This window comes from Streptomyces sp. NPDC033216, assembly GCF_055577115.1.
Window position 1 is genome coordinate 26851 of sequence record NZ_JBVIQK010000011.1, and the last position, 25591, is coordinate 52441.

The 25591-nt window shown below is 71.3% G+C and carries 20 protein-coding genes and 1 tRNA gene; 8 read left to right on the forward strand and 13 right to left on the reverse strand.

All coding sequences use genetic code 11. The features are described 5' to 3' along the window. Positions 1-65: 65 nt before the first annotated feature. The 4 genes from ACZ5Y0_RS20930 to ACZ5Y0_RS20945 all read left to right on the forward strand — a co-directional run bounded on the left by ACZ5Y0_RS20930 (position 66) and on the right by ACZ5Y0_RS20945 (position 4288). On the forward strand, positions 66-956 hold the full coding sequence (locus tag ACZ5Y0_RS20930) for a dihydrodipicolinate synthase family protein (protein WP_469130181.1): 891 nt from the start codon (positions 66-68) through the stop codon (positions 954-956). Positions 957-1015: 59 nt separating this feature from the next. After that, positions 1016-2017 carry a proline racemase family protein gene (locus tag ACZ5Y0_RS20935; protein ID WP_469130182.1) on the forward strand — a complete coding sequence of 334 codons (1002 nt, stop codon included), beginning with the start codon at positions 1016-1018 and terminating at the stop codon, positions 2015-2017. Positions 2018-2131: 114 nt separating this feature from the next. Next, a complete protein-coding gene (locus tag ACZ5Y0_RS20940) occupies positions 2132-2830 on the forward strand; it encodes a GntR family transcriptional regulator (protein ID WP_469130183.1) in 699 nt (232 codons plus the stop codon). Between the two features lie 168 nt (positions 2831-2998). Beyond that, positions 2999-4288 (forward strand): flavin-containing monooxygenase, encoded by a 1290-nt coding sequence (locus ACZ5Y0_RS20945; RefSeq protein ID WP_469130360.1) that lies wholly within the window; start codon positions 2999-3001, stop codon positions 4286-4288. Between the two features lie 237 nt (positions 4289-4525). Here the strand turns inward: ACZ5Y0_RS20945 and ACZ5Y0_RS20950 are convergent, their stop codons facing one another. The 10 genes from ACZ5Y0_RS20950 to sucC form a co-directional block, all read right to left on the reverse strand. Then, the gene (locus tag ACZ5Y0_RS20950; RefSeq protein WP_469130184.1) at positions 4526-5677 is read right to left on the reverse strand and encodes a tryptophan dimethylallyltransferase family protein; all 1152 of its coding nucleotides are present in this window, start codon (positions 5675-5677) and stop codon (positions 4526-4528) included. Positions 5678-5983: 306 nt separating this feature from the next. Then, entirely contained in the window at positions 5984-7327 is a 1344-nt protein-coding gene (locus ACZ5Y0_RS20955) for a cytochrome P450 (RefSeq protein WP_469130185.1), read from the reverse strand. A gap of 8 nt (positions 7328-7335) precedes the next feature. Beyond that, positions 7336-7929 (reverse strand): GTP-binding protein, encoded by a 594-nt coding sequence (locus ACZ5Y0_RS20960; protein WP_469130186.1) that lies wholly within the window; start codon positions 7927-7929, stop codon positions 7336-7338. Continuing rightward, the gene (locus ACZ5Y0_RS20965; RefSeq protein ID WP_469130187.1) at positions 7904-8281 is read right to left on the reverse strand and encodes a DUF742 domain-containing protein; all 378 of its coding nucleotides are present in this window, start codon (positions 8279-8281) and stop codon (positions 7904-7906) included. The genes ACZ5Y0_RS20960 and ACZ5Y0_RS20965 overlap by 26 nt, the downstream gene beginning before the upstream one ends. Further along, a complete protein-coding gene (locus tag ACZ5Y0_RS20970; RefSeq protein ID WP_469130188.1) occupies positions 8278-8679 on the reverse strand; it encodes a roadblock/LC7 domain-containing protein in 402 nt (133 codons plus the stop codon). The genes ACZ5Y0_RS20965 and ACZ5Y0_RS20970 overlap by 4 nt, the downstream gene beginning before the upstream one ends. Continuing rightward, positions 8676-9848 carry an ATP-binding protein gene (locus tag ACZ5Y0_RS20975; RefSeq protein WP_469130189.1) on the reverse strand — a complete coding sequence of 391 codons (1173 nt, stop codon included), beginning with the start codon at positions 9846-9848 and terminating at the stop codon, positions 8676-8678. The genes ACZ5Y0_RS20970 and ACZ5Y0_RS20975 overlap by 4 nt, the downstream gene beginning before the upstream one ends. Positions 9849-10289: 441 nt before the next feature. Continuing rightward, positions 10290-10374, reverse strand: a tRNA-Leu gene (locus ACZ5Y0_RS20980). Positions 10375-11059: 685 nt separating this feature from the next. Next, entirely contained in the window at positions 11060-12601 is a 1542-nt protein-coding gene (locus ACZ5Y0_RS20985; protein WP_469130190.1) for an aldehyde dehydrogenase family protein, read from the reverse strand. A 131-nt stretch (positions 12602-12732) separates the two neighbouring features. After that, a complete protein-coding gene (sucD, locus tag ACZ5Y0_RS20990; RefSeq protein ID WP_469130191.1) occupies positions 12733-13650 on the reverse strand; it encodes a succinate--CoA ligase subunit alpha in 918 nt (305 codons plus the stop codon). A 9-nt stretch (positions 13651-13659) separates the two neighbouring features. Further along, positions 13660-14790, reverse strand: coding sequence for an ADP-forming succinate--CoA ligase subunit beta (gene sucC / locus ACZ5Y0_RS20995; protein ID WP_469130192.1), 1131 nt, complete (start codon positions 14788-14790; stop codon positions 13660-13662). A 176-nt stretch (positions 14791-14966) separates the two neighbouring features. On the opposite strand from sucC, the gene ACZ5Y0_RS21000 reads away from it, so the two are divergent. The 4 genes from ACZ5Y0_RS21000 to ACZ5Y0_RS21015 all read left to right on the forward strand — a co-directional run bounded on the left by ACZ5Y0_RS21000 (position 14967) and on the right by ACZ5Y0_RS21015 (position 21549). Then, positions 14967-16649 (forward strand): thiamine pyrophosphate-binding protein, encoded by a 1683-nt coding sequence (locus tag ACZ5Y0_RS21000; protein WP_469130193.1) that lies wholly within the window; start codon positions 14967-14969, stop codon positions 16647-16649. Positions 16650-16661: 12 nt separating this feature from the next. After that, positions 16662-17891, forward strand: a complete 1230-nt coding sequence (gene frc / locus ACZ5Y0_RS21005) for a formyl-CoA transferase (protein ID WP_469130194.1) — start codon at positions 16662-16664, stop codon at positions 17889-17891. 4 nt (positions 17892-17895) lie between these two features. Then, the gene (locus tag ACZ5Y0_RS21010; protein WP_469130195.1) at positions 17896-20040 is read left to right on the forward strand and encodes an acetate--CoA ligase family protein; all 2145 of its coding nucleotides are present in this window, start codon (positions 17896-17898) and stop codon (positions 20038-20040) included. Positions 20041-20160: 120 nt separating this feature from the next. Further along, positions 20161-21549: an OFA family MFS transporter gene (locus ACZ5Y0_RS21015; RefSeq protein WP_469130196.1), complete on the forward strand. Its 1389-nt coding sequence runs from the start codon at positions 20161-20163 to the stop codon at positions 21547-21549. Positions 21550-21642: 93 nt separating this feature from the next. On the opposite strand, the gene ACZ5Y0_RS21020 is transcribed toward ACZ5Y0_RS21015, so the two are convergent. The 3 genes from ACZ5Y0_RS21020 to eboE form a co-directional block, all read right to left on the reverse strand. Further along, positions 21643-22839, reverse strand: a complete 1197-nt coding sequence (locus ACZ5Y0_RS21020; RefSeq protein WP_469130197.1) for a sugar phosphate isomerase/epimerase family protein — start codon at positions 22837-22839, stop codon at positions 21643-21645. Between the two features lie 101 nt (positions 22840-22940). Then, positions 22941-24389 carry a nucleotide pyrophosphatase/phosphodiesterase family protein gene (locus ACZ5Y0_RS21025; RefSeq protein ID WP_469130198.1) on the reverse strand — a complete coding sequence of 483 codons (1449 nt, stop codon included), beginning with the start codon at positions 24387-24389 and terminating at the stop codon, positions 22941-22943. Continuing rightward, the gene (gene eboE / locus ACZ5Y0_RS21030; RefSeq protein WP_469130199.1) at positions 24386-25591 is read right to left on the reverse strand and encodes a metabolite traffic protein EboE; all 1206 of its coding nucleotides are present in this window, start codon (positions 25589-25591) and stop codon (positions 24386-24388) included. Before eboE ends, ACZ5Y0_RS21025 begins: the two co-directional genes overlap by 4 nt.

The window sequence follows — 25591 nt, forward strand, 5'->3', positions numbered from 1 at the left end:
GCCCGCCCCACCCTCGCCATGCCATGTCACACACCAGTGTGCCCGTCCGAGAGAGGCAAACCCCCATGACCACCCCTCGCCCCTGGCACGGCGTCCTCGTCGCCACCGCCCTCCCCCTCCGCGACGACCTCTCCGTCGACCACGACCGCTATGCCGAGCACTGCGCCTGGCTGGTGGCGAACGGCTGTGACGGCGTCGTACCGAACGGATCGCTCGGCGAGTACCAGGTGCTGACGCCCGAGGAGCGGGCCGAGGTGGTGCGGACCGCGGTGGCGGCCATCGGCGGGGAGCGCGTGATGCCGGGGGTCGCGGCCTACGGCTCGGCCGAGGCCCGCCGCTGGGCCGAGCAGGCGCGCGAGGCGGGCTGCGGTGCGGTGATGCTGCTGCCGCCCAACGCCTACCGCGCCGACGAGCGCGCCGTCGTGGCGCACTACGCCGAGGTCGCGAAGGCGGGCCTGCCGGTGGTGGCGTACAACAATCCCGTCGACACCAAGGTCGACCTCGTGCCCGAACTCCTCGCCCGGCTGCACGGCGAGGGTCTCGTCCACGGCGTCAAGGAGTTCTCGGGCGATGTCCGCCGCGCCTACCGGATCGCCGAACTGGCTCCGGAGCTGGACCTGTTGGTCGGGGCGGACGACGTGCTGCTGGAGCTGGCTGTGGCGGGCGCCAAGGGCTGGGTGGCCGGCTACCCCAACGCGCTGCCGCGCGCCTCGGTGGAGTTGTACCGGGCCGCCGCCGCCGGGGACCTCACCTCCGCGCTGCCTCTGTACCGATTGTTGCACCCGCTGCTGCGCTGGGACTCGCGCGTGGAGTTCGTCCAGGCCATCAAACTGTCGATGGACATCGTCGGCCGGCACGGCGGGCCCTGCCGGCCGCCGCGCACGCCGCTGCCTCCGGAGCAGCGGGCGGTCGTGCGCGCGGCCACCGAGAAGGCCGTCGCCGCGGGTCTCGCCTGACACCACGAGCCGGCCGGCACCACGCACCCGCACCCGCACCCGAGCACGGAAGGCATGTCATGCGCAGCAAACTCGTCCTGCACGCCGTCGACTCGCACACCGAGGGCATGCCCACCCGCGTGATCACCGGCGGGATCGGCACCATCCCGGGGGCGACGATGAACGAGCGGCGGCTGCACTTCCGCGAACGCCTCGACGAGGTACGGCAGTTGTTGATGAACGAACCGCGCGGCCACTCCGCGATGAGCGGCGCGATCCTCCAGCCGCCGACCCGGCCGGACTGCGACTGGGGGGTCGTCTACATCGAGGTCTCCGGCTGCCTGCCGATGTGCGGGCACGGCACGATCGGGGTGGCGACCGTGCTCGTGGAGACGGGCATGGTCGAGGTCGTCGAACCGGTCACCACCATCCGTCTGGACACCCCGGCCGGGCCGGTCGTCGCCGAGGTGGCGGTCCGGGACGGCGCGGCCACGGCGGTGACCCTGCACAACGTCCCGTCGTTCGCCGTCGCCCTGGACCGCGAGGCCACCCTGCCCGACGGCCGCACGGTGACCTACGACCTGGCGTACGGCGGGAACTTCTACGCCGTCCTGCCGCTGGAGGAGTTCGGGCTGCCCTTCGACCGGTCCCGCAAGGACGACATCCTGCGAGCCGGGCTGTCCCTCATGGAGGCGATCAACTCCGAGGGAGAGCCGGTGCATCCGGAGGACCCCTCCGTCCGCGGCTGCCACCACGTCCACCTGTACGCGCCCGGTGCCACCGCTCGCCGTTCCCGGCACGCGATGGCCATCCACCCGGGCTGGTTCGACCGCTCCCCCTGCGGCACGGGTACGAGCGCCCGCATGGCGCAGCTGCACGCCCGCGGTGAACTGCCCCTGCACACCGAGTTCGTGAACGAGTCCTTCATCGGCACCCGGTTCACCGGCCGGCTGCACGGCACGACGGAGGTCGCCGGGGTTCCGGCGGTGCTGCCCAGCTTCACGGGCCGTGCGTGGATCACCGGCACGGCCCAGTACCTGCTCGACCCGACGGACCCGTTCCCGGCCGGGTTCGTGCTCTGAGCCTCCGCGCACGCCGCCGGCCACGGGCCGCACGTGCGCCCGGCAGAGGCCGTGGATACTGATGGTCCATGCCATGGCACGTGACATGGCACACCGGTGACGAGGAGATCCCGCATGGCCGCCCCGCGCAGCAGCAGCCCCTCCCCCGCCGCGCCCGCGCTGCCCCTGCTGGGCGGGCGCCGGAGCAGCTACCGCGAGCGGGTCGCCGACGCGCTGCGGGCCGCGTTGATCGCGGGGGAGCTGCGGCCCGGCGAGGTGTACTCGGCGCCGACCCTGGCCGCCCGCTTCGGCGTCTCGGCGACCCCGGTGCGCGAGGCGATGCTGGACCTGGCGAAGGAGGGGCTGGTCGACGCGGTCCCGAACAAGGGGTTCCGCGTCACGGACGTCTCCGACCGGCAGCTCGACGAGTACACGCACGTCCGCGCGCTCATCGAGATCCCCACGGTGGTGGCGCTGGCGACCACCGCCGACCCGGTGTCCCTGGAGGCACTGCGTCCGGCGGCCCGGGAGATCGTCACCGCCGCGGTGGCGGGCGACCTCATCGCCTACGTCGAGGCCGACACCCGCTTCCACCTGGGTGTGCTCGCCCTGGCCGGCAACGGACACCTCGTCGAGGTGGTCCGCGACCTGCGCGGCCGGGCCCGTCTCTACGGGCTCACCGCGCTCTCCGCGTCGGGGCGTCTGCTGGCTTCCGCCGAGGAGCACCTGGAACTCCTGGACGCCCTGCTGGCGCGCGACGAGCGGGCCGTGCACGAGGTCATGACTCGGCATCTGGGGCATGTGCGGGGGTTGTGGGCCGCCGCCCGGGCATAGGCGGTCCGGCCCGCGACGCTCCTTGGTCCGGCCTGCCTCTCCGTGCCACCCGGCCACCGGACGCACGGCTGTGATCCTTGTCGCTGGTGAGAATGGAGTGGCAGGTGCGCCGGATGGGCAGTCAACTGCCCGGCGTGAAAGGAAGGTGTCGTTCCTGTGGGGGAAACCGTGAGGGTGTGTCTGATCGGTGCGGGGCTGTCGGGGCTGGCCACGGCCCACGCCCTGAAGTCGAAGGGCATCGACTTCGTCTGCCTGGAGCAGGCGCCGGACGTGGGTGGGATCTGGCGGCGACCGCAGGCCGGTGAGCGCGGCCCGGGTTATCTGTCGCTGCACCTCAACACCGCGAAGCAGCTGACGGGTTACGCCGACTACCCGATGCCGGACTCGTACCCGCTCTACCCCCGGCACAGCGAAGTCGCCGCCTATCTGCGCTCGTTCGCCGAGTGGGCCGACGTGGTGGACCGCATCGAGCTGGGGACCACCGTCGAGTCGGTGGGGCCGGAGCCCGGCGGCACGTGGACGGTCGTCAGCCGCGACGCCGGCGGTGCACGCGCCTCTCGGAGCTTCACGCACGTGATCGTCGCCTCCGGGCACAACACGGAACCGAGCATGCCCGCTCCGCCGCCCGGCTCCGAGACGTTCACGGGAACGATCCTCCACGCCCTGGACTACCGCGACGGCAGCGACTACGCGGGGCAGCGCGTCGTCGTGGTGGGGCTCGGCGCCTCGGCGGTGGACATCGCCGCGGACCTCTCCCGGCACGCCGCGCAGACCGTCCTCTCGGTGCGCCGGGGGCTGCACGTCCTGCCCAAGCAGCTCTTCGGCATGTCCCTCGACGAGATCGCCGAGGCGTCGTGGTGGACGAACATGTCCCTGGCCGAGCAGCGCGCTTTCGTCGAGCAGGCGCTGCACGCCGCGCGCGGCAAGCTCGCCGACTACGGCCTGCCCGAGCCGGACCACCCGCTCTTCGCCTCGGCCATCACCATCTCGGACGAGATCCTCAGCCGCATCCGGCACGGCGCGGTCACGCCCAAACCCGCGATCGACGTCGTCGACGGCGGCCGGGTGACCTTCACCGACGGCACGTCGGTGCAGGCGGACGCCATCGTGTACTGCACCGGCTACCGCATGGCCTTCCCGTTCCTGCCCGCCGGCTGCCCCATCGGCCCGCAGGGTTCGGTCGAGCTGTACAAGCGCGTCGTCGCCCCCGACCTTCCCGGGTTGCACTTCGTCGGCCTGGTGCGCCCGCTCGGGTCCATCACCCGGCTCGTGGAGGCCCAGTCGCGGTGGATCGCGCGGATCATCACGGGCGAGGCGGTCCTGCCGGAGGCGGAGGTCATGCGCAAGGAGATCTCCGCGTACCTGAGCGGGATCGCCGGTCAGTACGGGCAGACGGAGGGCGCGTCGATCCAGGTGAACGTGGCGCCGTACCTGGAGGAGTTGCGCGAGGAGCAGTGAGGTGCTCCGCGTGCCCTGAACAGGGCGGGGGTTCGGTGCCCGCAGGCGTCTGCTGCGCCGCGCCGGACCCTTCGTCGTGCCGCCGCCCGGGCGGTCTGGGCGGCTCGGACGTCCGAGTCGGCGTCATCGGGGAACCGGCCGCGGGTCCCGCCGCGGCGCGAGGGGAGCGGTCCGACGACATCGGCGTACGGCTCCCCTCGGGGTTCTGGGCTTCCCCGCTGTTCTGCCGCGTGCGTCCTACCGGCCGGTCGCGGCCAGGGCGGGCAGGAAGGCGACGGGCGGCCGGACCCGGTACGCCTCCGAGGAGACGTACGCCGTCACCCGCGGCGGACGGCCGTGCTGGTGGGCCAGCGCCAGGTAGGCGATGAGTCCCACGCCGTCCTCCGGCCGCCGGGAGGTGACGGCGGCCAGGGCCCGCCACAGCGGGGTGGTGTCCATGCCGTAGCGGCCGAGCAGGGTCGTGGCCCGGGCCAGGGACTCCCCGTCGTGCCGCGCGTACTCCCTGACCGGGATGTGCAGGGTGAAGCCGGTGGGGCCGGTCCCGGCCTCGGTGAAGGCGTGGCAGGTCAGCGCGGGCCGGCCGGCGAGCCGGGCCTCCTGGTCGCCGCGTCCGCCGAAGACGTCGCCGCCGAAGCCGGCCGCGGTGCGGAAGAACTCCTCGATCTCGGCCTGGCCGGGCCCGGGATCCATCCGGGACAGGCCCGCCGCGTCCCCGGCGGCGAGGCCGTCGTGCCGGACGTACACCTTCACCCGGGGCGCCTCCCAGTCGCCCAGGTCCAGGGCCAGGAACGGATGTCCGTCGGCCGGGGGCAGGGCGGCGAACGCCTTGCGGTGGCCGAGCCGGCGCAGAGCCTTGCGCACGGTCTCGGCGGCACGTTCCTCCCCGGAGGCGTTGGGATTCAGGTACACCTTCATCCTGGGTACGCCGCCGGGCCCGAGCTCGAGCGCGCACCACAGGGCGAAGGGGCCCTGGGGGGAGGCCGGGAAGAACAGGTCTTCCAGCTCGTCGAGCGGGTCGGTGGCGAACTTCCAGCGCTCTGCCAGCTCGCGGACCACCCGCAGTCCTACGCGTCCGTTGCGCTTCAGGCCGCCTGCCGCGCACCCGGGTTCCAGCAGGACGCGCAGCGAGGGCGACCCGCCGGGCAGGAAGGACAGGGAGAACTCGACCGGCGTGTGGTCGTCGGAGAGGAAGGTCCGGGAGGGCGGCGGCAGGTCGAGGGGCCGTTCGGCCGCGGCCCCGAGCGCCTCGATCAGCACCGTGGCGTAGGCCTCGGCGTCGGTGAGGTCCAGTCCCGTGACGTGGCACAGCCGCAGCAGCTGGCCGCCGGTGAGCGCTCCGAGGGTCGGGGCTCCCCGTGCACCGCGGCCGCCGGTCGGGGTGCGCTTCACCGGGCCGCCCCCGCCGTGCGGGGGCGGGCAAGAAGATACCCGCCCGATGGGGCGGGTATCTTGCCTCGCCGTCTGTGCAGCGGGGTCCTGCCGGGAGCGTCGGCGAAGGGGGCGCTCGTGCGCCCCCTGGTTATGTGCGGGCCCGGCTCGGGCCGTCGGGCGGGGTGTCGGAGGAGAGCGGCGCCGCTGGATACCAGGTCCACGACACCTCCATTTTCTCGTGAGCAACATGGATACCGCGTTGCTCACTACCCCCGCCGGTGAAGCTTCATGCTGAGGAGGCGAAGACTGTGGATGTTGTGTGAATCACCTCGTGAGCCAGGTGAGGAACTTGCTCCACACGCCGGTCTGTTCGGGCCTGCGCGCCGTGTCGGCGGCTTCCTGTGCGGGCGGCTGCGCACCGGTCTGCGGGGTCGCCCGGCGCGCCGGCTGGACGGGGGTGAACCGTGCCGGAAGGGTGGCCAGGGCCCGGTTGAACGGCCCCGGACGCCACGTCAGGCTGTCCTCCGGGACGGCGAGTTCGACGTCGGGAAGCTGGTTGAGGAGGTTCTCGATGGCCGTGACGGCGATGTGCCGCGCCGGCTCCTTCGAGGGACAGGCGTGCGGGCCGGCGCTCCACGCGAGGTGGGCCCGGTTGCTGCCCGCCTGGCGTGCCGCCGACAGCGCGGGGCCGGTGTTGGCGGCGGCGAAGCTGACCATCACCAGGTCGCCGGCGGCCAGTTTCTGTCCGGCGAACTCCATGTCGGCGACCGGGTAGTGCGGGGCGTAGTTCGACATCGGCGGGTTCTCCCACAGGGTGTCGTCCATCGCCTCCTCGATCAGCCCGCCCTTGTAGGCGTACCGGTCGTGGGTGAGCAGCCGGTGCAGGGTGTTGCCGATGAGGTTGCGCAGCGGCTCGGCGCCCGCGCCCAGCAGCAGGGCGAGCTGGTGGACCATCTCCTCGTCGCTGAGCTTTGCCTGATGCTGCATCAGCCAGGAGGTGACGTCCTCGCCGGGCTTGCGTCGCTTGAGGGCGACCAGCTCGCCGACCGCCTGGAAGAGCACCTCGGTGGCCTTCTCGGCGTTGACGCCGTCGAACATGCCGGAGATGCCGAAGAGGACCCGGTCGCCGATGTCGGCGGTGCAGCCGAAGAGTTCGTTGAACACGAACAGCGGCAGCTGCTTGGCGTAGTCGCCGAGCAGGTCGGCCGAGCCACGGGCGCTGAACTGCGAGATGAGGTAGTCGGAGATCCGCTCGGTGCTGTGGCTGAGCAGCAGCGAGTCCACTCGCGCAAAGCTGTCCGTGACCGCCTGACGCAGCCGCAGATGGTCCGCGCCGTCGGCGAACATGCAGTTGGGCCGGTACGCCAGCAGCGGGGCGACGGGACTGTCGGGGCTGACCTTCCCCTCGTTGAAGTCCCGCCAGCGGCGTGCGTCCTTGCGGAACGACCCGGAGTCCTGGAGGAGTTGCAGCGCGGTGGCGTAGTCGGTGACGAGCGTGGCCTCCACTCCCGGGGCGAGCTCGACGGGCGCGGTGGGCCCGTAGTGGCGCAGGTAGGAGTAGTAGGCCTGCGGGTCGGCCGCGAACTCCGGCCCGTGGAGCGGCACTCTGCCGCCGGTGTGGTGCGCCGGGCACCCGGGCGGGGGCACGGGAGCGGTGGGTTGGTCCATTTCTGCTCCTAGTGGGCACGGTCCTGCAAGTGGCGGACGAGAGTGATGAGCGCTTCGGCCGACGACTTCTCGTCCCGCGCGTCGCAGGTGACGACGGGGGTGTCGTCGAGCAGGTCCAGCGCGTCACGCAGGGCGGTCTCGTCCCGCAGGGGTGAGCCGTCGAAGTGGTTGACGGCGATGGCGTAGTCCAGCCCGTACTGCTCGATCAGATCGATCACGGCGAAGGAGTCCGCGAGCCGCTCGGGGTCGACGAGCACCAGCGCGCCGAGCGCGCCACGCGCCATGTCCTCCCACATCTGCACGAAACGCTGCTGGCCCGGCGTTCCGAACAGGTACAGCACGACGCGGTCGCTGATGGTCAGACGGCCGAAGTCCATGGCGACCGTGGTGGTGGTCTTGCCCTGGACTCCCTTGAGGTCGTCGACCGACTCGGCGGCGCGCGTCATCGTCTCCTCGGTGGACAGCGGTTCGATCTCGGAGATCGCCCCGATGAACGTCGTCTTGCCGACCGCGAAGTGGCCCACGACGAGGATCTTCACCGCCGTCTGCGTCGCGCCGCCGCGGACGTACGCCTGCTCATCCAAACTTGGCCCTGAGACCATTCAGCACCTCCTCCAGGATCTCCCGGTCGGCGAGGGGGGCCCGCTGCACGGGCGGGCGGGTGACGAGGTAGCCGCCCTCGGTGAGGGCGGCGAGGAGGATCTTCACGACGCCGAGCGGGAGCTGGGTGTGTCCGGCGATCTCGGCGACCGACAGGTAGCCGGCCGAGCACAGCTCGAGCAGGCTCTGCTCCTCCGGGGACAACCGGGTGGGCCGCTGCTGGTGGTCGGCTGCCGCCGTCACCAGGGTGATGAGGGAGAGCTGCTCCTCGTCGGGCAGTCCGCGTCCCTTGGTGATGACGTACGGACGCACTAACTCCGCTGTCTGGGGCTCCAGTTCGTCGAATCCCGTCATGACCGCGCGCCGAGGTTCTCGCGCGGCGGCGTGGTCAGAGCCTTGCCGAGCTGACCGACGAGCTGCTGCATCCGGAAGGTGATGTCCGCCATGTCGACGTCGGGCGAGGCGGAGACGCCGAGGTAGGCACCCTCGCCGGCGGAGATCAGGAAGACCCAGCCCCCGTCGAACTCGACCAGCGTCTGCCGCCACCGCTGGCCGGCGTCCTCGCAGAAGAAGGCCAGGGAGCGGCTGAGCGACTGGACGCCGCTCATCGCCGCGGCCACGCGGTCCGCGTCGTCCTTGCCGAAGTCCTGCGTCCGGGCCATCAGCAGGCCGTCGGCGGATATCAGGACGGCGTGCAGGGCCCCGGGAATCTCCAGGGCGCTGTCAAGCATCCATGACAGATCGTCGTTCACGAGAACTCATGCCCTTCACTGCTTGCGCCACGTGTGCTGCTGGACTGTTCCGCGGGGTCCGCAGGGGTGGCCCGCCGGCCGGACTGGGTGCCGCGCTGGAAGGCGCCCATGATCGCCGCCGTCTCCGCACCCGATCGGGAGGGGGCGGAGGAGGTGGGCGCACTGCCGGGCACGATGGCCATGGGCCGCTTGCGGCGCCGCTTGGGCAGGCCGTCGACGGTGGTGCTCGGCGCCGGCGCGGGCTCGGGGCCGCCGCGGGGGGGTGCGGCGACGGCGGGAGCGACCGGGGTCGGTTCCCTCTGCTCGGGTGCGTTGGTGAGCAGGTCGTGCGGCAGGAGGAGGACCGCGCGTACCCCGCCGTAGGGCGAGCTGGAGTCGACGGACACCTCGAAGCCGAAGCGCTCGGCGAGCACGCCGATCACCGCGAACCCGAACTGCGGCGGGTTGCCCAGCCCGGAGACTCCGGAGACGCGGTCACTGGAGAGGAGTCTCTCCGCGCGGGTCCGCTCCTCGTCGTTCATACCGACACCGGCGTCGTCCACGACGATACAAATGCCCTTGGGCACGGTGCGAATGTTGATTTCGACGACCGTGTCCGGGCTGGAATAACTGGTGGCGTTGTCGAGCAGTTCGGCGAGGGCCAGTGCGACCGGTTCGACGGCGCGGCTGGTGATACCGAAATCGACCTGCGAGAGAATTTCCACCCGCCGGTAATGACGGATCCTGCCCTGGGCGCTGCGGACGACGTCGTAGACCGACGCCACATCACGCTGACGTCCCAGCCAGCCGTCGCAGAGGACGGCGATGGACTGGGCTCGTCGACCGAACTGGGAGTTCGTGTGGTCGATCTCCAAGAGGTCCTGGAGGATGACCGACTCGCCGTACTTGTTCTGGAGCCGGGAAACGATCAACTGCTGTTCCGCGGCCAGGCCCTGAAGGGTCCGCATGGCGGACTTCAGGACTGTTTTCGTTGCCTCGTCCGCTCTTTCCTGCGCCGCCTCGACGGATTTCGCGTACCCGTTCTCCAGCTCGCTGTGCCGAGCCCTGAGATCTGCGAACTCCTGCCTCAACGCCCGCGTCACCCTCCGCTGACGAACGATGAGGGCGACGGCGGCGAGCACGGCGACGAGGAGAGCCCAGAGTACCGGGTTCTGTATGTAATCAGTCATAAGACTCTCTTCAGGCGACTGACGGCCAGTTGCTGAATTCCCGTCAACGCGGGCGGACCGGCGGGACCGCCCGCATCGGGACCACCGCCCGGACCGTCCCCGTAGTCGAGGATGTCGTCCTTCACCCATCCGCCCGCTCTACAAGCGCCGTGATCGTATCACCACACGAAGCGGTCACAGGCCGCCAACATGTGTGCCCCAGATGAACATTGACGGTCCGTCAATCAATGGGGGATGAGTCGTCGGCGACGCAACCGATAAACGTGCTTCCGCGGCATTCGGGAGGCAATCGAGGCGTTCGCAAGGTTTCCCAGGATTCGGCGGACCGGCAAACGACGAAACCCGCATCCGGGATTCCCGGATGCGGGTGATGTCTTCGCGGACGTTCTCCACGAACCCTTCCTCACCGAGCGGAAGTCGCTCGACACGGAAGGTGACAAGTGTCCGAGGGGGGACTTGAACCCCCACGCCCGATAAAGGGCACTAGCACCTCAAGCTAGCGCGTCTGCCATTCCGCCACCCGGACCAGGTGTCTGCCGCCGTGGGTGTTTGCCCGCGGCGACATGGACAACAATACCAAGCTTTCGGAGTGCGCTTCACCCGAGTATCCGCTGGCCGGGGGCCTGTGGGGGCCGTCCGGGCCGGGCGCGGTCCCCGGCGTCACACCGCGTGGCCGGACGGTGACGGACACACGGTGGGGGCTCCTCCTCGGTGGCCCGCGTGTGCGGAGGCCGCGGGAGGTCGGCCGCCGCCCGCTCGTCCGACGGGCGAGGAACCGATGCGCCGCCGCGCGCCCGTCGCACCTGGCCCAGGCACACCGCGCCCGACGGAGCCGGCGCGGCGATGTTCTGGCGGCGGTCGTGCGGGCCGCGCCGCCGCTCCAGCGGGAGGCGTGATCATGCCGTCCGTCGACGAGGGACACCGACCTGGTGCGGGTCGCCACCGGGCCGGGCCGCGGCCCCGGTCTGCGTCGGCACGTCCCGGTCGGCGAGCCGGACGAGGGCCGTCGGGCCGTGCCCGTCCACCTTGTACGGGGCGAGCACCTCTGCGGTGAGTCCGCTGGGCCGCGTGGACGACCCCCTGAGCAGACGGCCGAGCGGACATGCAGGGGCGCGGGTGGGGCCGGCGGTCACGGACCGTGCGACGAGGGTGACGGCCGGCGCCCCGGGGCGAGCCGGGGGCGCCGGTCGGCCGCGCCGCCCCGCGGGTGTTCAGGGCATCAGCCGGTACCCGGGGAAGTTCCCCGGCAGCCGCTCCCCCGCCGGTCCCCGGGTCACCGCCCGCACGAGCAGCTCGCCGCCGACGAACGCCCCGCGCCAGGACGCCCCGAAGCCGCCGAACAGTTCGTCGCGGTCGCCACGGGAGCGGGGTGTGCCGTGGCCGACCTTGAACGCGCGGATCTGCGGGGCCAGTCGCTCGAAGGTGGCACGGTCGTCCGTGGACAGGGTGGCGACCAGTGCCCCGTTGGAGGCGTTCATGGCGGCGAGCAGTTCCGCCTCCGTGTCGACCAGGACGATGGTGTCGACCGGCCCGAAGGGTTCCGCGTGGTGCAGCGGGGAGGACGGCGGCGGGTTGAGGAGCGTGACCGGAGTGACGTACGCGGAGGTGTCCTGGCCGGGCAGGAAGCGGGCGTCCCTCGGGTCCCCGCGGTACAGCGGGACGGCTCCCCGGTCGACGGCCTCGGCGACCTGGTCGTGCAGGTCCTTGGCCTTGGCCGCGTTGATGACCGGCCCGAGGTCCAGTCGCGGGTAGGGGTCGTCCGGGTTTTCGACGGCCAGGGGGTGGCCGACCGTCAGCGTCCGCACCGCCGGGAGGTACGCCGCGAGGAAGGCGTCGAACAGCTCGCGCTGGACGACGAAGCGCGGGTACGCCGTGCAGCGCTGCTTGCCGTAGTCGAAGAGTTTCGGGACGAGGGCGGCGAGGGTGTCCCAGTCCGAGTGGTTCCAGACGCCCCAGGTGTTGAGTCCTTCCTGTTCGAGGATGTGCCGTTTGCCGAGGTCCGCCACGGCGGTGGCGACGGCGGCGCCGGTGTCGCGGCCGCCGACGAAGGAGACGCAGCCGATCTCGGGCGCCCGCACCAGCGCCTCCGACAGTTCGCCCCCGCTGCCGCTGACGAGGGTGACCGGGATGCCCTCGCGGGCGGCGAGAGCGCAGGCCAGGGTGAGACAGGCGACGCCGCCGTCGGTCGGGGTCTTGGCGATGACCGCGTTGCCCGCGAGCGCTTGGACCAGTACCGCGTGCACGAGCACGCTCATCGGGTAGTTCCAGCTCGCGATGTTGGACACCGGGCCGTCCAGCGGGGTCCGCCCGGCCAGCATCGGTTCGATGCCGTCGACGTACCAGCGGACTCCGTCGACGGCGCGGTCGACGTCCGCCTGCGCGAGCCGCCAGGGTTTGCCGATCTCCCAGACCAGGAGCAGCGCGAGGAGTTCGCGGTGGGCGGTGAGGGCGTCGAGGGTGGCGGCGACGCGGGCACGGCGTTCCGCCAGCGGGAGGTGGCGCCAGGCCCGGTGCTGGTCCAAGGAGGCGCGGACCGCCTGGTGGGCGGTGGCCCGGTCCAGGCGGGGCGGTCCGGTGACGGGCCTGCCGTCGACGGGGCTGGTGGCGGAAAGGGTACGGCCGTCGGCCTGCCAGGAGGCGTTCCAGAGGTTGAGGACCCGGTCGTCGCGGAAGGCCTCGGGGGCGGCGGCGAGGCAGCGTCGCCAGGCGTCGGCCCAGGACATGCCGGATTTGAGGGTGAGGGTGGATGCCATGCGGTTGCTCCGCTCTCGGTGCACGGTCGAGAGGAAAAGGGGAAGGGGACAGGGCGCGGGCCCTTGGGCGCCCGCGCGGCGGGCACCGGAACGGGCGGGCGCGGGCCCTTGTGAGGGCCCGCACGGGGGTGTCAGGCCCGGTCGCCGAGCAGGTCGAGCACGAGCTTCGCGGTCTCGGTCGGCGTGTTTCCCACCCGCACCCCGGCCGCCTCCAGTGCCTCCTTCTTCGCCTGTGCGGTCCCCGAGGAGCCGGAGACGATCGCGCCGGCGTGGCCCATGGTCTTGCCCTCGGGCGCGGTGAAGCCGGCGATGTAGCCGACGACCGGCTTGGCGACGTGGTCGCGGATGTAGGCGGCGGCCCGCTCCTCCGCGTCGCCGCCGATCTCCCCGATGAGGACGACGAGGTCGGTGCCCGGGTCGTCCTCGAAGGCGGCGAGGCAGTCGATGTGGGTCGTCCCGACGACCGGGTCGCCGCCGATGCCGACGCACGTGGAGAAGCCGATGTCCCGCAGTTCGTACATGAGTTGGTACGTCAGCGTCCCCGACTTGGAGACCAGGCCGATGCGGCCGGGTCCGGTGATGTCGGCGGGGATGATGCCCGCGTTGGACAGGCCGGGGCTGATCAGGCCGGGGCAGTTGGGGCCGATGACCCGGGTGCCGCGCGCCGTGGCGTGGGCGGTGAAGGCGACGGAGTCGTGGACCGGGATGCCCTCGGTGATGACGACGGCGAGCCCGATGCCGGCGTCGGCGGCCTCGGTGACGGCCGCCTTGGCGAAGGCGGGCGGGACGAAGACGACGGTGACGTCGGCGCCGGTCGACCGTATACCGTCGGCGACCGACCCGAAGACAGGTACGGAGCGGGGAGCGCCCACCAGGCCGTTCGGGGACGCGGGGACCTCGAAGTCGACGGTCCGGCCCGCCTTGCGGGGGTTGACGCCGCCGACGACGTTCGTGCCGGCGGCGATCATGCGTCGGGTGTGCTTCATGCCCTCGCCGCCCGTCATGCCCTGGACGAGGACCTTGCTCTCCTCGGTGAGGTAAACGGCCATGGTGTCTCCTCAGACTGCGGTGGCGAGTCGGGCGGCGCGGCGGGCGGCGCCGTCCATGGTGGTGGCCTGTTCGAGCAGGGGATGGCGGTGCTCGGCGAGGAGGGCGCGGCCCCGGGCGGCGTTGTTGCCGTCGAGACGGACGACGAGCGGCTTGGTCAGCCGTACGGTGTCCAGGGCGCGCACGATGCCCTCGGCCACCGCGTCGCAGGCGGTGATGCCGCCGAAGACGTTGACGAGGACCGATTTCACGGCCGGGTCGGACAGGACGACCGCCAGCCCGTCGGCCATGACCGCGGCCGACGCTCCGCCGCCGATGTCGAGGAAGTCGGCGGGGCGGGCGCCGCAGCCGGCGACCACGTCGAGCGTCGACATGACCAGTCCGGCGCCGTTGCCTATGATGCCGACCTCGCCGTCCAGCTTGACGTAGTTGAGGCCCTTCGCCGCGGCCGCCGCCTCCAGCGGGTCGCGGTGTTCGGCGGCCGTATCGCCCCAACGGGGTTGCCGGAAGGACGCGTTGTCGTCGAGGGTGACCTTGCCGTCGAGGGCGATCAGTTGGCCCTGCCGGGTGCGCACGAGCGGGTTGACCTCGACGAGGAGGGCGTCCTCGCGGACCAGCACCTGCCAGAGCCGGACCAGCATGTCGACGGCCTGCGTCGGCAGACCGGCCGCGGCGACGATCTGGCCCGCCTTCGCCGAGGTGACGCCCTCGGCCGGGTCGATGGGGATACGGGCGACGGCGTCCGGGCGACGGGCGGCGACCTCCTCGATCTCCATGCCGCCCTCGGCGGAGGCGACGGCGAGGAAACGACCGGCCGCGCGGTCGAGGACGTAGGCGACGTAGAACTCGCTCTCGATGTCGACCGGCTGGGCCAGCATGACGGTGCCGACCGTGTGGCCCTTGATGTCCATGCCGAGGATCTGGCGGGCGGTCAGTTCGGCGGCGGCCGGGTCCGCCGCGAGCTTGACGCCGCCCGCCTTGCCGCGTCCGCCTGCCTTGACCTGCGCTTTCACGACGGCGCGGCCGCCGAGTCGGCGGGCGATCTCGCGCGCCTCCTTGGGTGAGCGGGTCACCTCGGCCCGCGGTACCGCGATGCCGTGTTCCTCGAAGAGTTCCCTTGCCTGGTGTTCGTACAGGTCCATCTCGGCTCCTGTCTGCGAAGTCATCGCGAGGCCGAACCCCGATGACTGAAAGTGCCGCACGCCCCCTGGACACCACCCACCGGATGCGGGATAACAAGCTTCATACAGTATTCGTCGACTGTATGCAATGTACCGCGTGAGCTTTCCAACCCCCTACGAAGGGACGGGACTTCGCCATGCCCGACGACACCCAGGACGCGATTTCCGGTGGTCATCTCGTTGCCAAGGCGCTCAAGGCCGAGGGCGTCGACCGCATCTACACCCTGTGCGGCGGCCACATCATCGACATCTACGACGGCTGCGTAGACGAGGGCATAGAAGTCGTCGACGTCCGCCACGAGCAGGTCGCCGCCCACGCCGCCGACGGCTACGCCCGCGTCACCGGCAAGCCCGGCTGCGCGGTCGTCACGGCCGGCCCCGGCACCACCGACGCCGTCACCGGTGTCGCCAACGCCTTCCGGGCCGAGTCACCCATGCTGCTGATCGGGGGCCAGGGGGCGCTCAGCCAGCACAGGATGGGATCCCTCCAGGACCTGCCGCACGTCGACATGATGGCGCCCATCACCAAGTTCTCGGCGACCGTGCCGGACACCGCGCGCGCCGCGGACATGGTGTCCATGGCGTTCCGCGAGTGCTACCACGGCGCGCCTGGCCCCTCCTTCCTGGAGATCCCGCGCGACGTCCTCGACGCCAGGGTGCCCGCCGCGAAGGCGCGGGTGCCGCGGGCCGGTGCCTACCGCGCCTCCACCCGCTCGCCCGGCGACCCCGAGGCCGTCGAGAAGCTCGCCGACCTCCTCACGCACGCCGAGAAGCCCGCGATCCTGCTGGGCAGCCAGGTGTGGACGACCCGTGGCACGGAGGCCGCCGTCGAGCTGGTCCGCACCCTGAACATACCGGCGTACATGAACGGCGCCGGCCGCGGCACCCTCCCGCCCGGCGACCCGCACCACTTCCAGCTCTCCCGTCGTTACGCCTTCTCGAACGCCGACGTCATCGTGATCGTCGGCACGCCCTTCGACTTCCGCATGGGCTACGGCAAGCGGCTGTCGCCGGACGCGACCGTCGTGCAGATCGACCTCGACTACCGCACGGTCGGCAAGAACCGCGACATCGACCTCGGCATCGTCGGCGACGCCGGCCTGGTGCTGAAGTCGGTGACCGAGGCGGCCTCGGGACGCCTCGACGGGGGCGCGTCCCGGCGCAAGGAGTGGCTCGACGAACTGCGTGCCGCCGAACAGAGCGCCCTGGAGAAGCGGCTTCCGCAACTGCGCTCGGACGCCTCACCCATCCACCCCTACCGCCTGGTCAGCGAGATCAACGACTTCCTCACCGAGGACTCGATCTACATCGGCGACGGCGGCGACATCGTCACCTTCTCCGGACAGGTCGTGCAGCCCAAGTCGCCGGGCCACTGGATGGACCCGGGCCCGCTGGGCACCCTCGGCGTCGGCGTGCCCTTCGTCCTCGCGGCCAAGCAGGCACGGCCCGACAAGGAGGTCGTCGCCCTCTTCGGCGACGGCGCGTTCTCCCTCACCGGCTGGGACTTCGAGACCCTCGTCCGCTACGACCTCCCCTTCGTCGGCATCGTCGGCAACAACTCCTCCATGAACCAGATCCGCTACGGCCAGGCCGCCAAGTACGGCAAGGAGCGCGAGCGGATCGGCAACACCCTCGGCGACGTCCACTACGACAAGTTCGCCCGGATGCTGGGCGGTCACGGCGAGGAGGTCCGCGACCCCGCCGACATCGGCCCCGCGCTCCGGCGCGCCCGCGAGTCCGGGAAACCCTCGCTGATCAACGTCTGGGTCGACCCCGACGCGTACGCCCCCGGAACCATGAACCAGACCATGTACAAGTGAGGAGCGCCGGTCATGACCAAGGCACTCGAAGGCATCCGCGTCCTGGACATGACGCACGTCCAGTCCGGACCCTCGGCGACCCAGCTGCTCGCCTGGCTCGGCGCCGACGTCGTCAAGCTGGAGGCGCCCTCCGGTGACATCACGCGCAGGCAGCTGCGCGACCTCCCGGACGTCGACTCCCTCTACTTCACGATGCTCAACTGCAACAAGCGGAGCATCACCCTCAACACCAAGACCGAGCGCGGCAAGGAGATCCTCACCGAGCTGATCCGCCGCTCCGACGTCATGGTCGAGAACTTCGGACCGGGCGCGGTGGACCGGATGGGCTTCACCTGGGACCGGGTCCAGGAGATCAACCCGCGGATCGTCTATGCCTCCATCAAGGGGTTCGGGGACGGCCCCTACACCAACTTCAAGGCGTACGAAGTCGTCGCTCAGGCCATGGGCGGGTCGATGTCGACCACCGGTTTCGAGGACGGGCCGCCGCTGGCGACCGGGGCCCAGATCGGGGATTCGGGGACGGGTGTGCACGCCGTGGCGGGGATCCTCGCGGCCTTGTACCAGCGCGAGAACACCGGGCGCGGGCAGCGGGTCAACGTGGCCATGCAGCACGCGGTACTCAACCTGTGCCGGGTGAAACTGCGGGACCAGCAACGCCTGGCACACGGTCCGCTCGCCGAATATCCCAACGACGACTTCGGCGAGGAGGTTCCCCGCTCCGGAAACGCGTCCGGCGGCGGCCAGCCAGGCTGGGCCGTCAGGTGCGCGCCGGGCGGACCGAACGACTACGTCTACGTCATCGTGCAGCCCGTCGGCTGGCAGCCGGTCACCGAGCTGATCGGCCGGCCCGAGCTGGCCGACGACCCCGAGTGGGCGACGCCCGAGGCCCGGCTGCCCAAACTGGGCAAGATGTTCCAGCTGATCGAGGAGTGGTCCTCGACGCTGCCCAAGTGGGAGGTGCTGGAGCGGCTCAACGCCCACAACATCCCGTGCGGCCCGATCCTGTCCACCAAGGAGATCATCGAGGACGCGTCGCTGGCCGCCAACGACATGGTCGTCCGCGTACCGCACCCCGAGCGCGGCGAGTTCGTGACCGTCGGCAGCCCGCTCAAACTCTCCGACTCCCCCGTCGAGGTGACCGGTTCCCCACTGCTCGGCCAGCACAACGAAGAGGTGTACGTGGGCGAACTCGGCCTGGGTGACGAGGAAATGCGCCTGCTCAAGTCGAACGGGGTGATCTGACGTGATGGCCGAGGACCGGGTACTGAGGGTGCGCGCGCTGCTCGACGCGGTGCGCTCCGAGGGGCGGACCGCGCTGACCGCGCCCGAGGGCAAGGTGGTCGCGGACGCCTACGGGATCGCCGTACCGGGCGAGGAACTGGCGACCGACGTCGACGAGGCCGTCGCGTACGCGGCGCGTTTCCCCGGTCCGGTCGTGATGAAGATCGTCTCGCCGGACATCCTGCACAAGACCGACGCCGGCGGGGTGGTCGTCGGTGTCCAGGGCGCGGCGGACGTACGGGCCGCGTTCCACGGGATCGTCGCCAACGCGCGCGCGTACGACGCCGACGCGCGCATCACGGGCGTACAGATCCAGGAGCTGCTGCCGAAGGGGCAGGAGGTCATCGTCGGCGCGGTCACGGATCCGACGTTCGGCAAGGTCGTGGCGTTCGGGCTGGGCGGGGTGCTGGTGGAGGTGTTCAAGGACGTCACCTTCCGGCTCGCGCCCGTGGACGCCGACGAGGCCCTGTCCATGCTCGACTCGATCCGGGCGGCGGAGATCCTGCGCGGGGTGCGTGGACAGGCGGCCGTGGACCGGTGGGCCGTCGCCGAGCAGATCCGCCGGGTGTCCCAACTGGTCGCCGATTTCCCGGAGATCGCGGAGGTCGACCTCAACCCGGTGATCGCCACCCCGGAGGGCGCGGTCGCCGCGGACATCCGCGTGATTCTGTCCGACGCGCCCGTGAGGGAACGCCGGCGCTACACGCGCGCGGAGATCCTCACGTCGATGCGGCGGCTGATGGAGCCCGTGTCGGTCGCCGTGATCGGCGCCTCCAACGAGCCGGGAAAGATAGGCAACTCGGTGATGCGCAACCTCATCGACGGAGGCTTCGCCGGTGACATCCACCCGGTGAATCCCCGGGCCGATGACATCCTGGGCCGCAAGGCGTACAAGAGTGTCACCGACGTTCCCGGTGAGGTGGATGTGGCGGTCTTCGCGATCCCCGCCAAGTTCGTGGCCTCGGCGCTGGAGGAGGTGGGACGCAAGAGGATCCCCAACGCCGTGCTGATCCCGTCCGGGTTCGCCGAGACCGGCGAGCACGCGCTCCAGGACGAGATCGTGGCCGTCGCCGAGCGGCACGGCGTCCGGCTGCTCGGGCCGAACATCTACGGCTACTACTCGACCTGGCAGGACCTGTGCGCCACGTTCTGCACCCCGTACGACGTCAAGGGCGGGGTCGCGCTGACCTCGCAGTCCGGTGGCATCGGGATGGCCGTCCTGGGGTTCGCCCGGACCACGAAGACGGGTGTGTCGGCGATCGTGGGGCTCGGCAACAAGGCCGACCTGGACGAGGACGACCTGCTGACCTGGTTCGGCGAGGATCCGCACACCCGGTGCATCGCGATGCACCTGGAGGACCTCAAGGACGGGCGCGCCTTCGTCGAGGCCGCGCGGGCGACCGTGCCGAAGAAGCCGGTCGTCGTGCTCAAGGCGGGACGTACGGCGGCCGGTGCCAGGGCCGCCGGCTCGCACACGGGGGCCCTCGCGGGCGACGACGCCGTGTACGACGACATCCTGCGGCAGGCGGGGGTGATCCGGGCTCCCGGACTGAACGAGATGCTGGAGTACGCGCGCGCGTTGCCGGTCCTTCCCACCCCGAAGGGCGACAATGTCGTGATCATCACCGGGGCCGGCGGCAGCGGGGTGCTCCTGTCGGACGCGGTGACCGACAACGGCCTGACGCTGATGGACATCCCGCCCGACCTGGACGCCTCCTTCCGGGAGTTCATCCCGCCCTTCGGCGCGGCGGGAAACCCGGTCGACATCACCGGCGGCGAGCCGCCGTCGACGTACGAGGCGACGATCCGGCTCGGTCTGGAGGACCCGCGCATCCACGCCCTCGTCCTCGGCTACTGGCACACCATCGTCACTCCCCCGATGGTGTTCGCGGAACTCACCGCGCGCGTGGTGGCCGAGTTCCGCGCGCGCGGCGTCGAGAAGCCCGTCGTGGCGTCGCTCGCGGGTGACGTGGAGGTAGAGGAGGCCTGCCAGTACCTGTACGAGCGGGGAGTCGTCGCCTACCCGTACACGACCGAGAAGCCGGTGGCGGTGCTCGGCGCGAAGTACCGGTGGGCGCGGGCGGCCGGGTTGCTGGGGGGCGGTTCATGAGGTGACCCGGCGCGGGGCCGGCCGACGGTGCGCGTCGGCCGGCTCCGGGACCCGTGCGCGCACGAAAGGCATTGGACAGGGGGCGCTGGCCAGATCTTTCGACGCAAGGGGTGCGACACGATGACAACCACCGACTTCTCCAGGTCCCTCACGTACCGGGAGGTGACGGACCGCAACGGCCGCCTGTACCGGATCGGCGAGACCGACCGGGACATCATGGGGCGACCACGCTGGACCATGGTGCTCTTCCCGTGGATGGGCATGCTGGGCATCAGCTCCTCGGAGTACGCGTTCACCTCCGCCGAGGAGACCCTGCACGAGGCCCACCTGTGGGACAACGGGCACATCTTCTGGCTGATGGGGGTCTGGGTCTTCTTCCAGGCCGCCGTGGCCTTCCCCGCCGGACAGCTGCGGGAGAGCGGAAGGCTCCCCGCGCGCCACGCGATGATGCTCGGCGCGCTGGGCACGGTCTGCGGCTATCTCTCGCTGGCGTTCGCGCCGCACGTGATCGTCGCCTACATCGGGTTCGGCATGTTCAGCGGCATCGGCGCCGGCCTCGTCTACGCGACCTGCGTGAACATGGTCGGCAAGTGGTATCCGGAGCGCAAGGGCGGCAAGACCGGCATGGTCAACGGCGGTTTCGCCTACGGCTCGGTGCCCTTCGTGTTCCTGTTCACCTCGTACATGGACCTCGGCAACTACGAGACCGTCCTGGTGCTGGTGGGTCTGACCTGCTGCTCGGTCGTCGCCTTCGCCGGCTGGTTCTTCAAGGACCCGCCGAAGAACTGGTGGCCCGCGCACGTGGACCCGCTGCGGCAGACCGACGACCCGAAGATCCGCCGCGCGCTGGAGAAGAACCCGCCGGCGGTCAAGCAGTACACACCGAAGGAGGCCGCCCGCACACCCGTCCTGTGGATGATGTGGTTCTGTCTGCTGTGCACCGCCGGCATCAACATCTTCGGCATCGCCTTCCAGGTGCCCTTCGGCAAGGACATGGGCTTCGCGGGCGGGGTCGTCGCCACGGCGATGTCCCTGAAGGCCGTCGTCAACGGCACCGGCCGCGGCGTGATCGGCTGGATATCCGACAAGTTCGGCCGCCGCCACACGCTGATCATCGTCTGCCTGGTCCTGGGCACCGCCCAGTTCGGGGTACTGGTCTCCGGCCAGATGGGCAGCATGCCCTTCTTCCTGTTCTGCTCCATGGTCTCCGGCTTCGGCGGCGGCGCGATCTTCCCGCTCTTCGCGGCCATGACGGCGGACTACTTCGGCGAGAACAACAACGCCTCCAACTACGGGATGGTCTACAGCTCCAAGCTGATCTCGGGCCTGGTCGGCTCCGGGATGGGCGCGGTCGTGGTCGCCGCGTGGGACTACGAGGGGGCGTTCGTCATCGCGGGGTCCATCGGCCTGGCCTCCGCGGTCCTGGCCCTCTTCCTGAAGGCGCCGGGCAGGCCGAAGACCCGGAACGTGGTTCCCAACCCGCACCCGCTCGGCGACGAGACGGCCTGACCCCGACGCGACGGACCGGGCGGCCCTTCCCCCGAGAGGGGAGGACCGCCCGGTGCGCGGGTGCGGGGAGGACCGTTCGGTGCGCGGGTGCGGTCAGCGGCGCCGCTCGCGCAGCGCCGCGAGGTTGTCGTAGCCGGTCCTGGCATGTCGCAGGGACTGCCCGGGATCGGTGGAGCTGGGCGCGTTGTCCTGCTCCACCATCGGGTTGTGGTAGTTGCGTTCCCCGACCCGCGAGAAGAACGTGGCGTAGTCGATGACGCCCGTCCCGAAGGGCACCATGTCGTAGCCCTGCCCGTTGGTGGTGTTGGCCGTGCCGTCCTTGGCGTGGAACAGCGGGTAGCGCTTGTTGTGTCGGGCGACCAGACCGGCGGGGTCGAAGACCTTCTCCCGGACGGAGCCGTCGTGCGCGGTGTAGGTGTGGAACTTGTACCGGGCCACGTGCGCCCAGAAGACGTCCATCTCCAGCCAGACGTACTTCGGGTCGGTGACCTTCAGGAAGTACTCCAGCCTGCGGATGCCGGAGCTGCGGGTGGGCCGGCCCCGGTCGTCCAGCGGACCGCCGTCGAGGAGGAAACCGTAGGCGGCGTCGTGGTTGTGGGTGTAGAGCTTGACGCCCTCGCGGTGGGCGATCTTCCCGAGGACGTTCCACTTGTCGGCGGCGACGTCCCAGTCCGCCCGGTAGGAGCTGTTGGTGGGGTCGGCGCCGGTGCCCATGTGGTCCATGCCCAGGATGTTGGCGATCTCCAGGTGCTTCTTGAAGGTGTCCAGGTCGGCGGTGGTCAACGGCCAGGAGGGCGGTATGAAGCCGTGGTTGCCCTGGGCGCGCAGGCCGTACTCGTCCAGCCAGCGCCGCAGGAGCCTGGCGCCCTCCACGGACTCCAGTGCGGCGCCGCCGGGCGCGTCGGGGTGCTGGCCGTAGCCGGCGAACTCGACCTGGCGGTAGCCGAAGCGGGCCAGTTGCCCGAAGACCTCGCGGAAGCCCGAGGGCAGGTCGGTGGAGAGAGGGTCTCGGCCGGTCGCGTCGCGGACGGTGTAGAGGATGATGCCGCGCTTGTGGGCCGGCACGAGAGCGTCACGGCCGTGTCCGTGGCCGCCGTGGCCGTGGGTTCCTCCGTCCCGGTCCTGGGCGAAGGCCGGTGAGGCGCCGAGGACGGGGGCGGCGATCGCCCCGCCGGCGACAGCGGTGCAGGTGCTGAGGAAGCGGCGGCGGCCGATACCCAGGCTGCGGCGCAGGGCCTCGTCGGGGCCCTCGGTGGCGTCGGTGCGGGACGTGTCGGAGTACGGGGTCACGGATGCCTGCCTTCTGTCGTGGCCCGCCCCGAGGACGCGGGGCGGGCCGTTGTCAGTGGTGCGTGCTTCACTGAATGCGGCTGGATCTCGGCGGCCGTGCGTCAGCCGAGTCCGGCGAGATGGAGCAGGAGTTGCTTGACATCGGTGGCCGCGACCCGGTCACCGACGGCGCGGGGGGTGGAGCAGATGAGGAGCGGACCGTCGTCGTCGCTCGCGGGTGGGCGGCCGTGGCTGCCCCGAACAGGTGACGGATCGAGGGGCACGACCGCCATGCGGTAGCGCATGCCCAGCTTCTTGCGCGCCAGGGCGGTGGCCGCCTTGACCTTCACGTAGGGGTCGAGCGGGTCCATGAACAGCTCGACCGGGTCGTATCCCGGTTTGCGGTGGATCTCGACGAGCCGGGCGAAGTCGGGTGCGCGGGCGTCGTCGAGCCAGTAGTAGTAGGTGAACCAGGCGTCCGGCTCCGCGACGGCGACGAGTTCGCCCGAGCGCTGATGGTCGAGGTGGTGCGCCTTCTTGCCCTGGTCGTCGAGGAGTTCCCCGATGCCGGGTAGGCCGGCGAGGGCTGCACGGGTGGCGTCCAGGTCCTCGGGGCGGCGCACGTAGACGTGGGCGATCTGGTGGTCCGCGACCGCGAAGGCACGGGACGCCATCGGGTCGAGGTACTCCATGCCGTCCTGGGTGTGCACCTCCAGCAGTCCGGCGCGACGCAGGGCACGGTTGATGTCGACGGGCCGGCTCACCGGGGTGATGCCGTACTCGGACAGCGCGACGACGGTACGGCCCTCGGCGCGCGCCTCCTCCAGCAGCGGTGCCACGGCGGCGTCGAGGTCGGAGGCCGCCCGCAACGAGCGCGGGTCGTCGGGGCCGAAGCGCTGGAGGTCGTAGTCGAGGTGAGGGAGGTAGCACAGGGCCAGGTCGGGCCGGCGGGTGCGCAGGATGTGCCGGGTGGCGTCGATGATCCAGCGGCTGGAGACGAGGTCCGCGCCGGGGCCCCAGAAGTGGAAGAGGGGAAAGGTGCCGAGCTTCTCGGTGAGTTCGTCGTGCAGGGCCGGTGGCCGGGTGTAGCAGTCGGGCTCCTTGCGGCCGTCGGCGTAGTAGACGGGGCGGGGGGTGACGGTGATGTCGGTGTCGGCGCCCATGGCGTACCACCAGCAGACGTTGGCGACCGTGTAGCCGGGATACGCCCGTCGGGCGGCGTCCCACAGCTTGTCGCCGGCGACGAGACCGTTGTGCTGGCGCCACAGGAGGACGTCGCCGAGCTCGCGGAAGTACCAGCCGTTGCCGACGATGCCGTGCTCGGACGGATGCGTGCCGGTGAGGAAGGTGGACTGGGCGGCGCAGGTGACGGCGGGCAGGACGGTGCCGAGGGGGGCACGCGAGCCGCTCGAGGCCAGGGACTTGAGGTGAGGCATGTGGTCGAGGAGACGGGGGGTGAGACCGACGACGTCGAGGACGAGCAGCGGCACGGGTCGTTCCGGGTCGGCGGCGGCCTCCGCGGTGGCCTCCTGGCCCGCCTCCGGGGCGGCCTGCCAGGTGGCGAAGGTCATGGCAGCTCCTTCAGGCCGAGGTCGGTCAACAGGTCCCGTGCCAGGGCGAGTTCGGCGGCAATGCCGTCGGCGAGCTGGGCGCGGCCACGGGGGCGCAGCTCGGGCGGGAGTGCCTGCCAGGTGTAGGTCTCGACCTCGAGGTGACGGGTGAGCGGGTGCGGTCCGCCGACGAGGCGGGTCAGGGCGCCCTTCAGGACGGGGAGGGTGGAGGTGAGGGGTGCGGCGGGGGGCGCGTGCAGCGGGACGTGGAAGTGCGCGCGCCACGGCGTGCCGTCGGGCAGGACGTCGCCGGCGAGGGCCTCGCCCAGGTCGTCGGTGCCCTGCCGGCCGGTGGGGACGGGCGGCCCTCCCGTTCGAGCGGAGTGGGGAGTGGGGCAGGTCCGGGTCTGGTGCAGGAACCGGGGTTCGTCGAAGGCGGCGAGGGCCGCGCGGACGGCGGGGAGGTGGGGGTGTTCGGCGTGCAGGGCTGCCGACAGCTGGGACTTGACGACGGGGACGTGGGCCGCGGTGAGCGCGTCCAGGGCCGTGTGCGGGTCTTCGAAGGAGGTGGCGAGGTGACAGGTGTCGACGCAGACGCCGATGCGGGGGTGGCCGACGGCGGTGAGCGGGGCGAGGGCGTCACCGGTGGTCTCGACGATGCAGCCGGGCTCCGGTTCGAGGCCGACGCGGACGGAGTGGCCGGTGAGGTCGGCGAGGGCGTCCAGGCGTTCGGCGAGCGTGAGCAGGGCGGCGTGCGCGGCATCGGCGCGGGCGGGGCTCCAGGCGGTGCGCCAGCCGAGGGGCAGGGTGGAGATGCTGCCCTCGGTGAGGTCGTCGGGCAGGAGACCGGTGAGGACACGGGCCAGGGCCGTGGTGTGGTCCAGGCGCTCACGGTCGGCCCAGTCGGGCTTGTACACGCGGTACTTGACCTGCTGGGCGCCGAAGCCCTCGTAGGGGAAGCCGTTGAGGGTGACGACCTCCAGGCCCCGCCGGTCGAGTTCGGCGCGCAGGCCGCGCAGGGCGGACGGGTCGGTGTCGAGGGCGTGCGCGGCGTCCCTGGCGAGCCAGAGGCCGATGCCGAGCCGGTCGCGGCCCAGGCGACGGCGGACGGGCTCGCAGTGGTCCCGCAGTTGCGCGAGCACGCCGTCGAGGGTCTCGGCGGGATGCACGTTCGTGCAGTAGGCGAGGTGGACGACGGTGCCGTCGGGGTGGCGGAAGCGCAT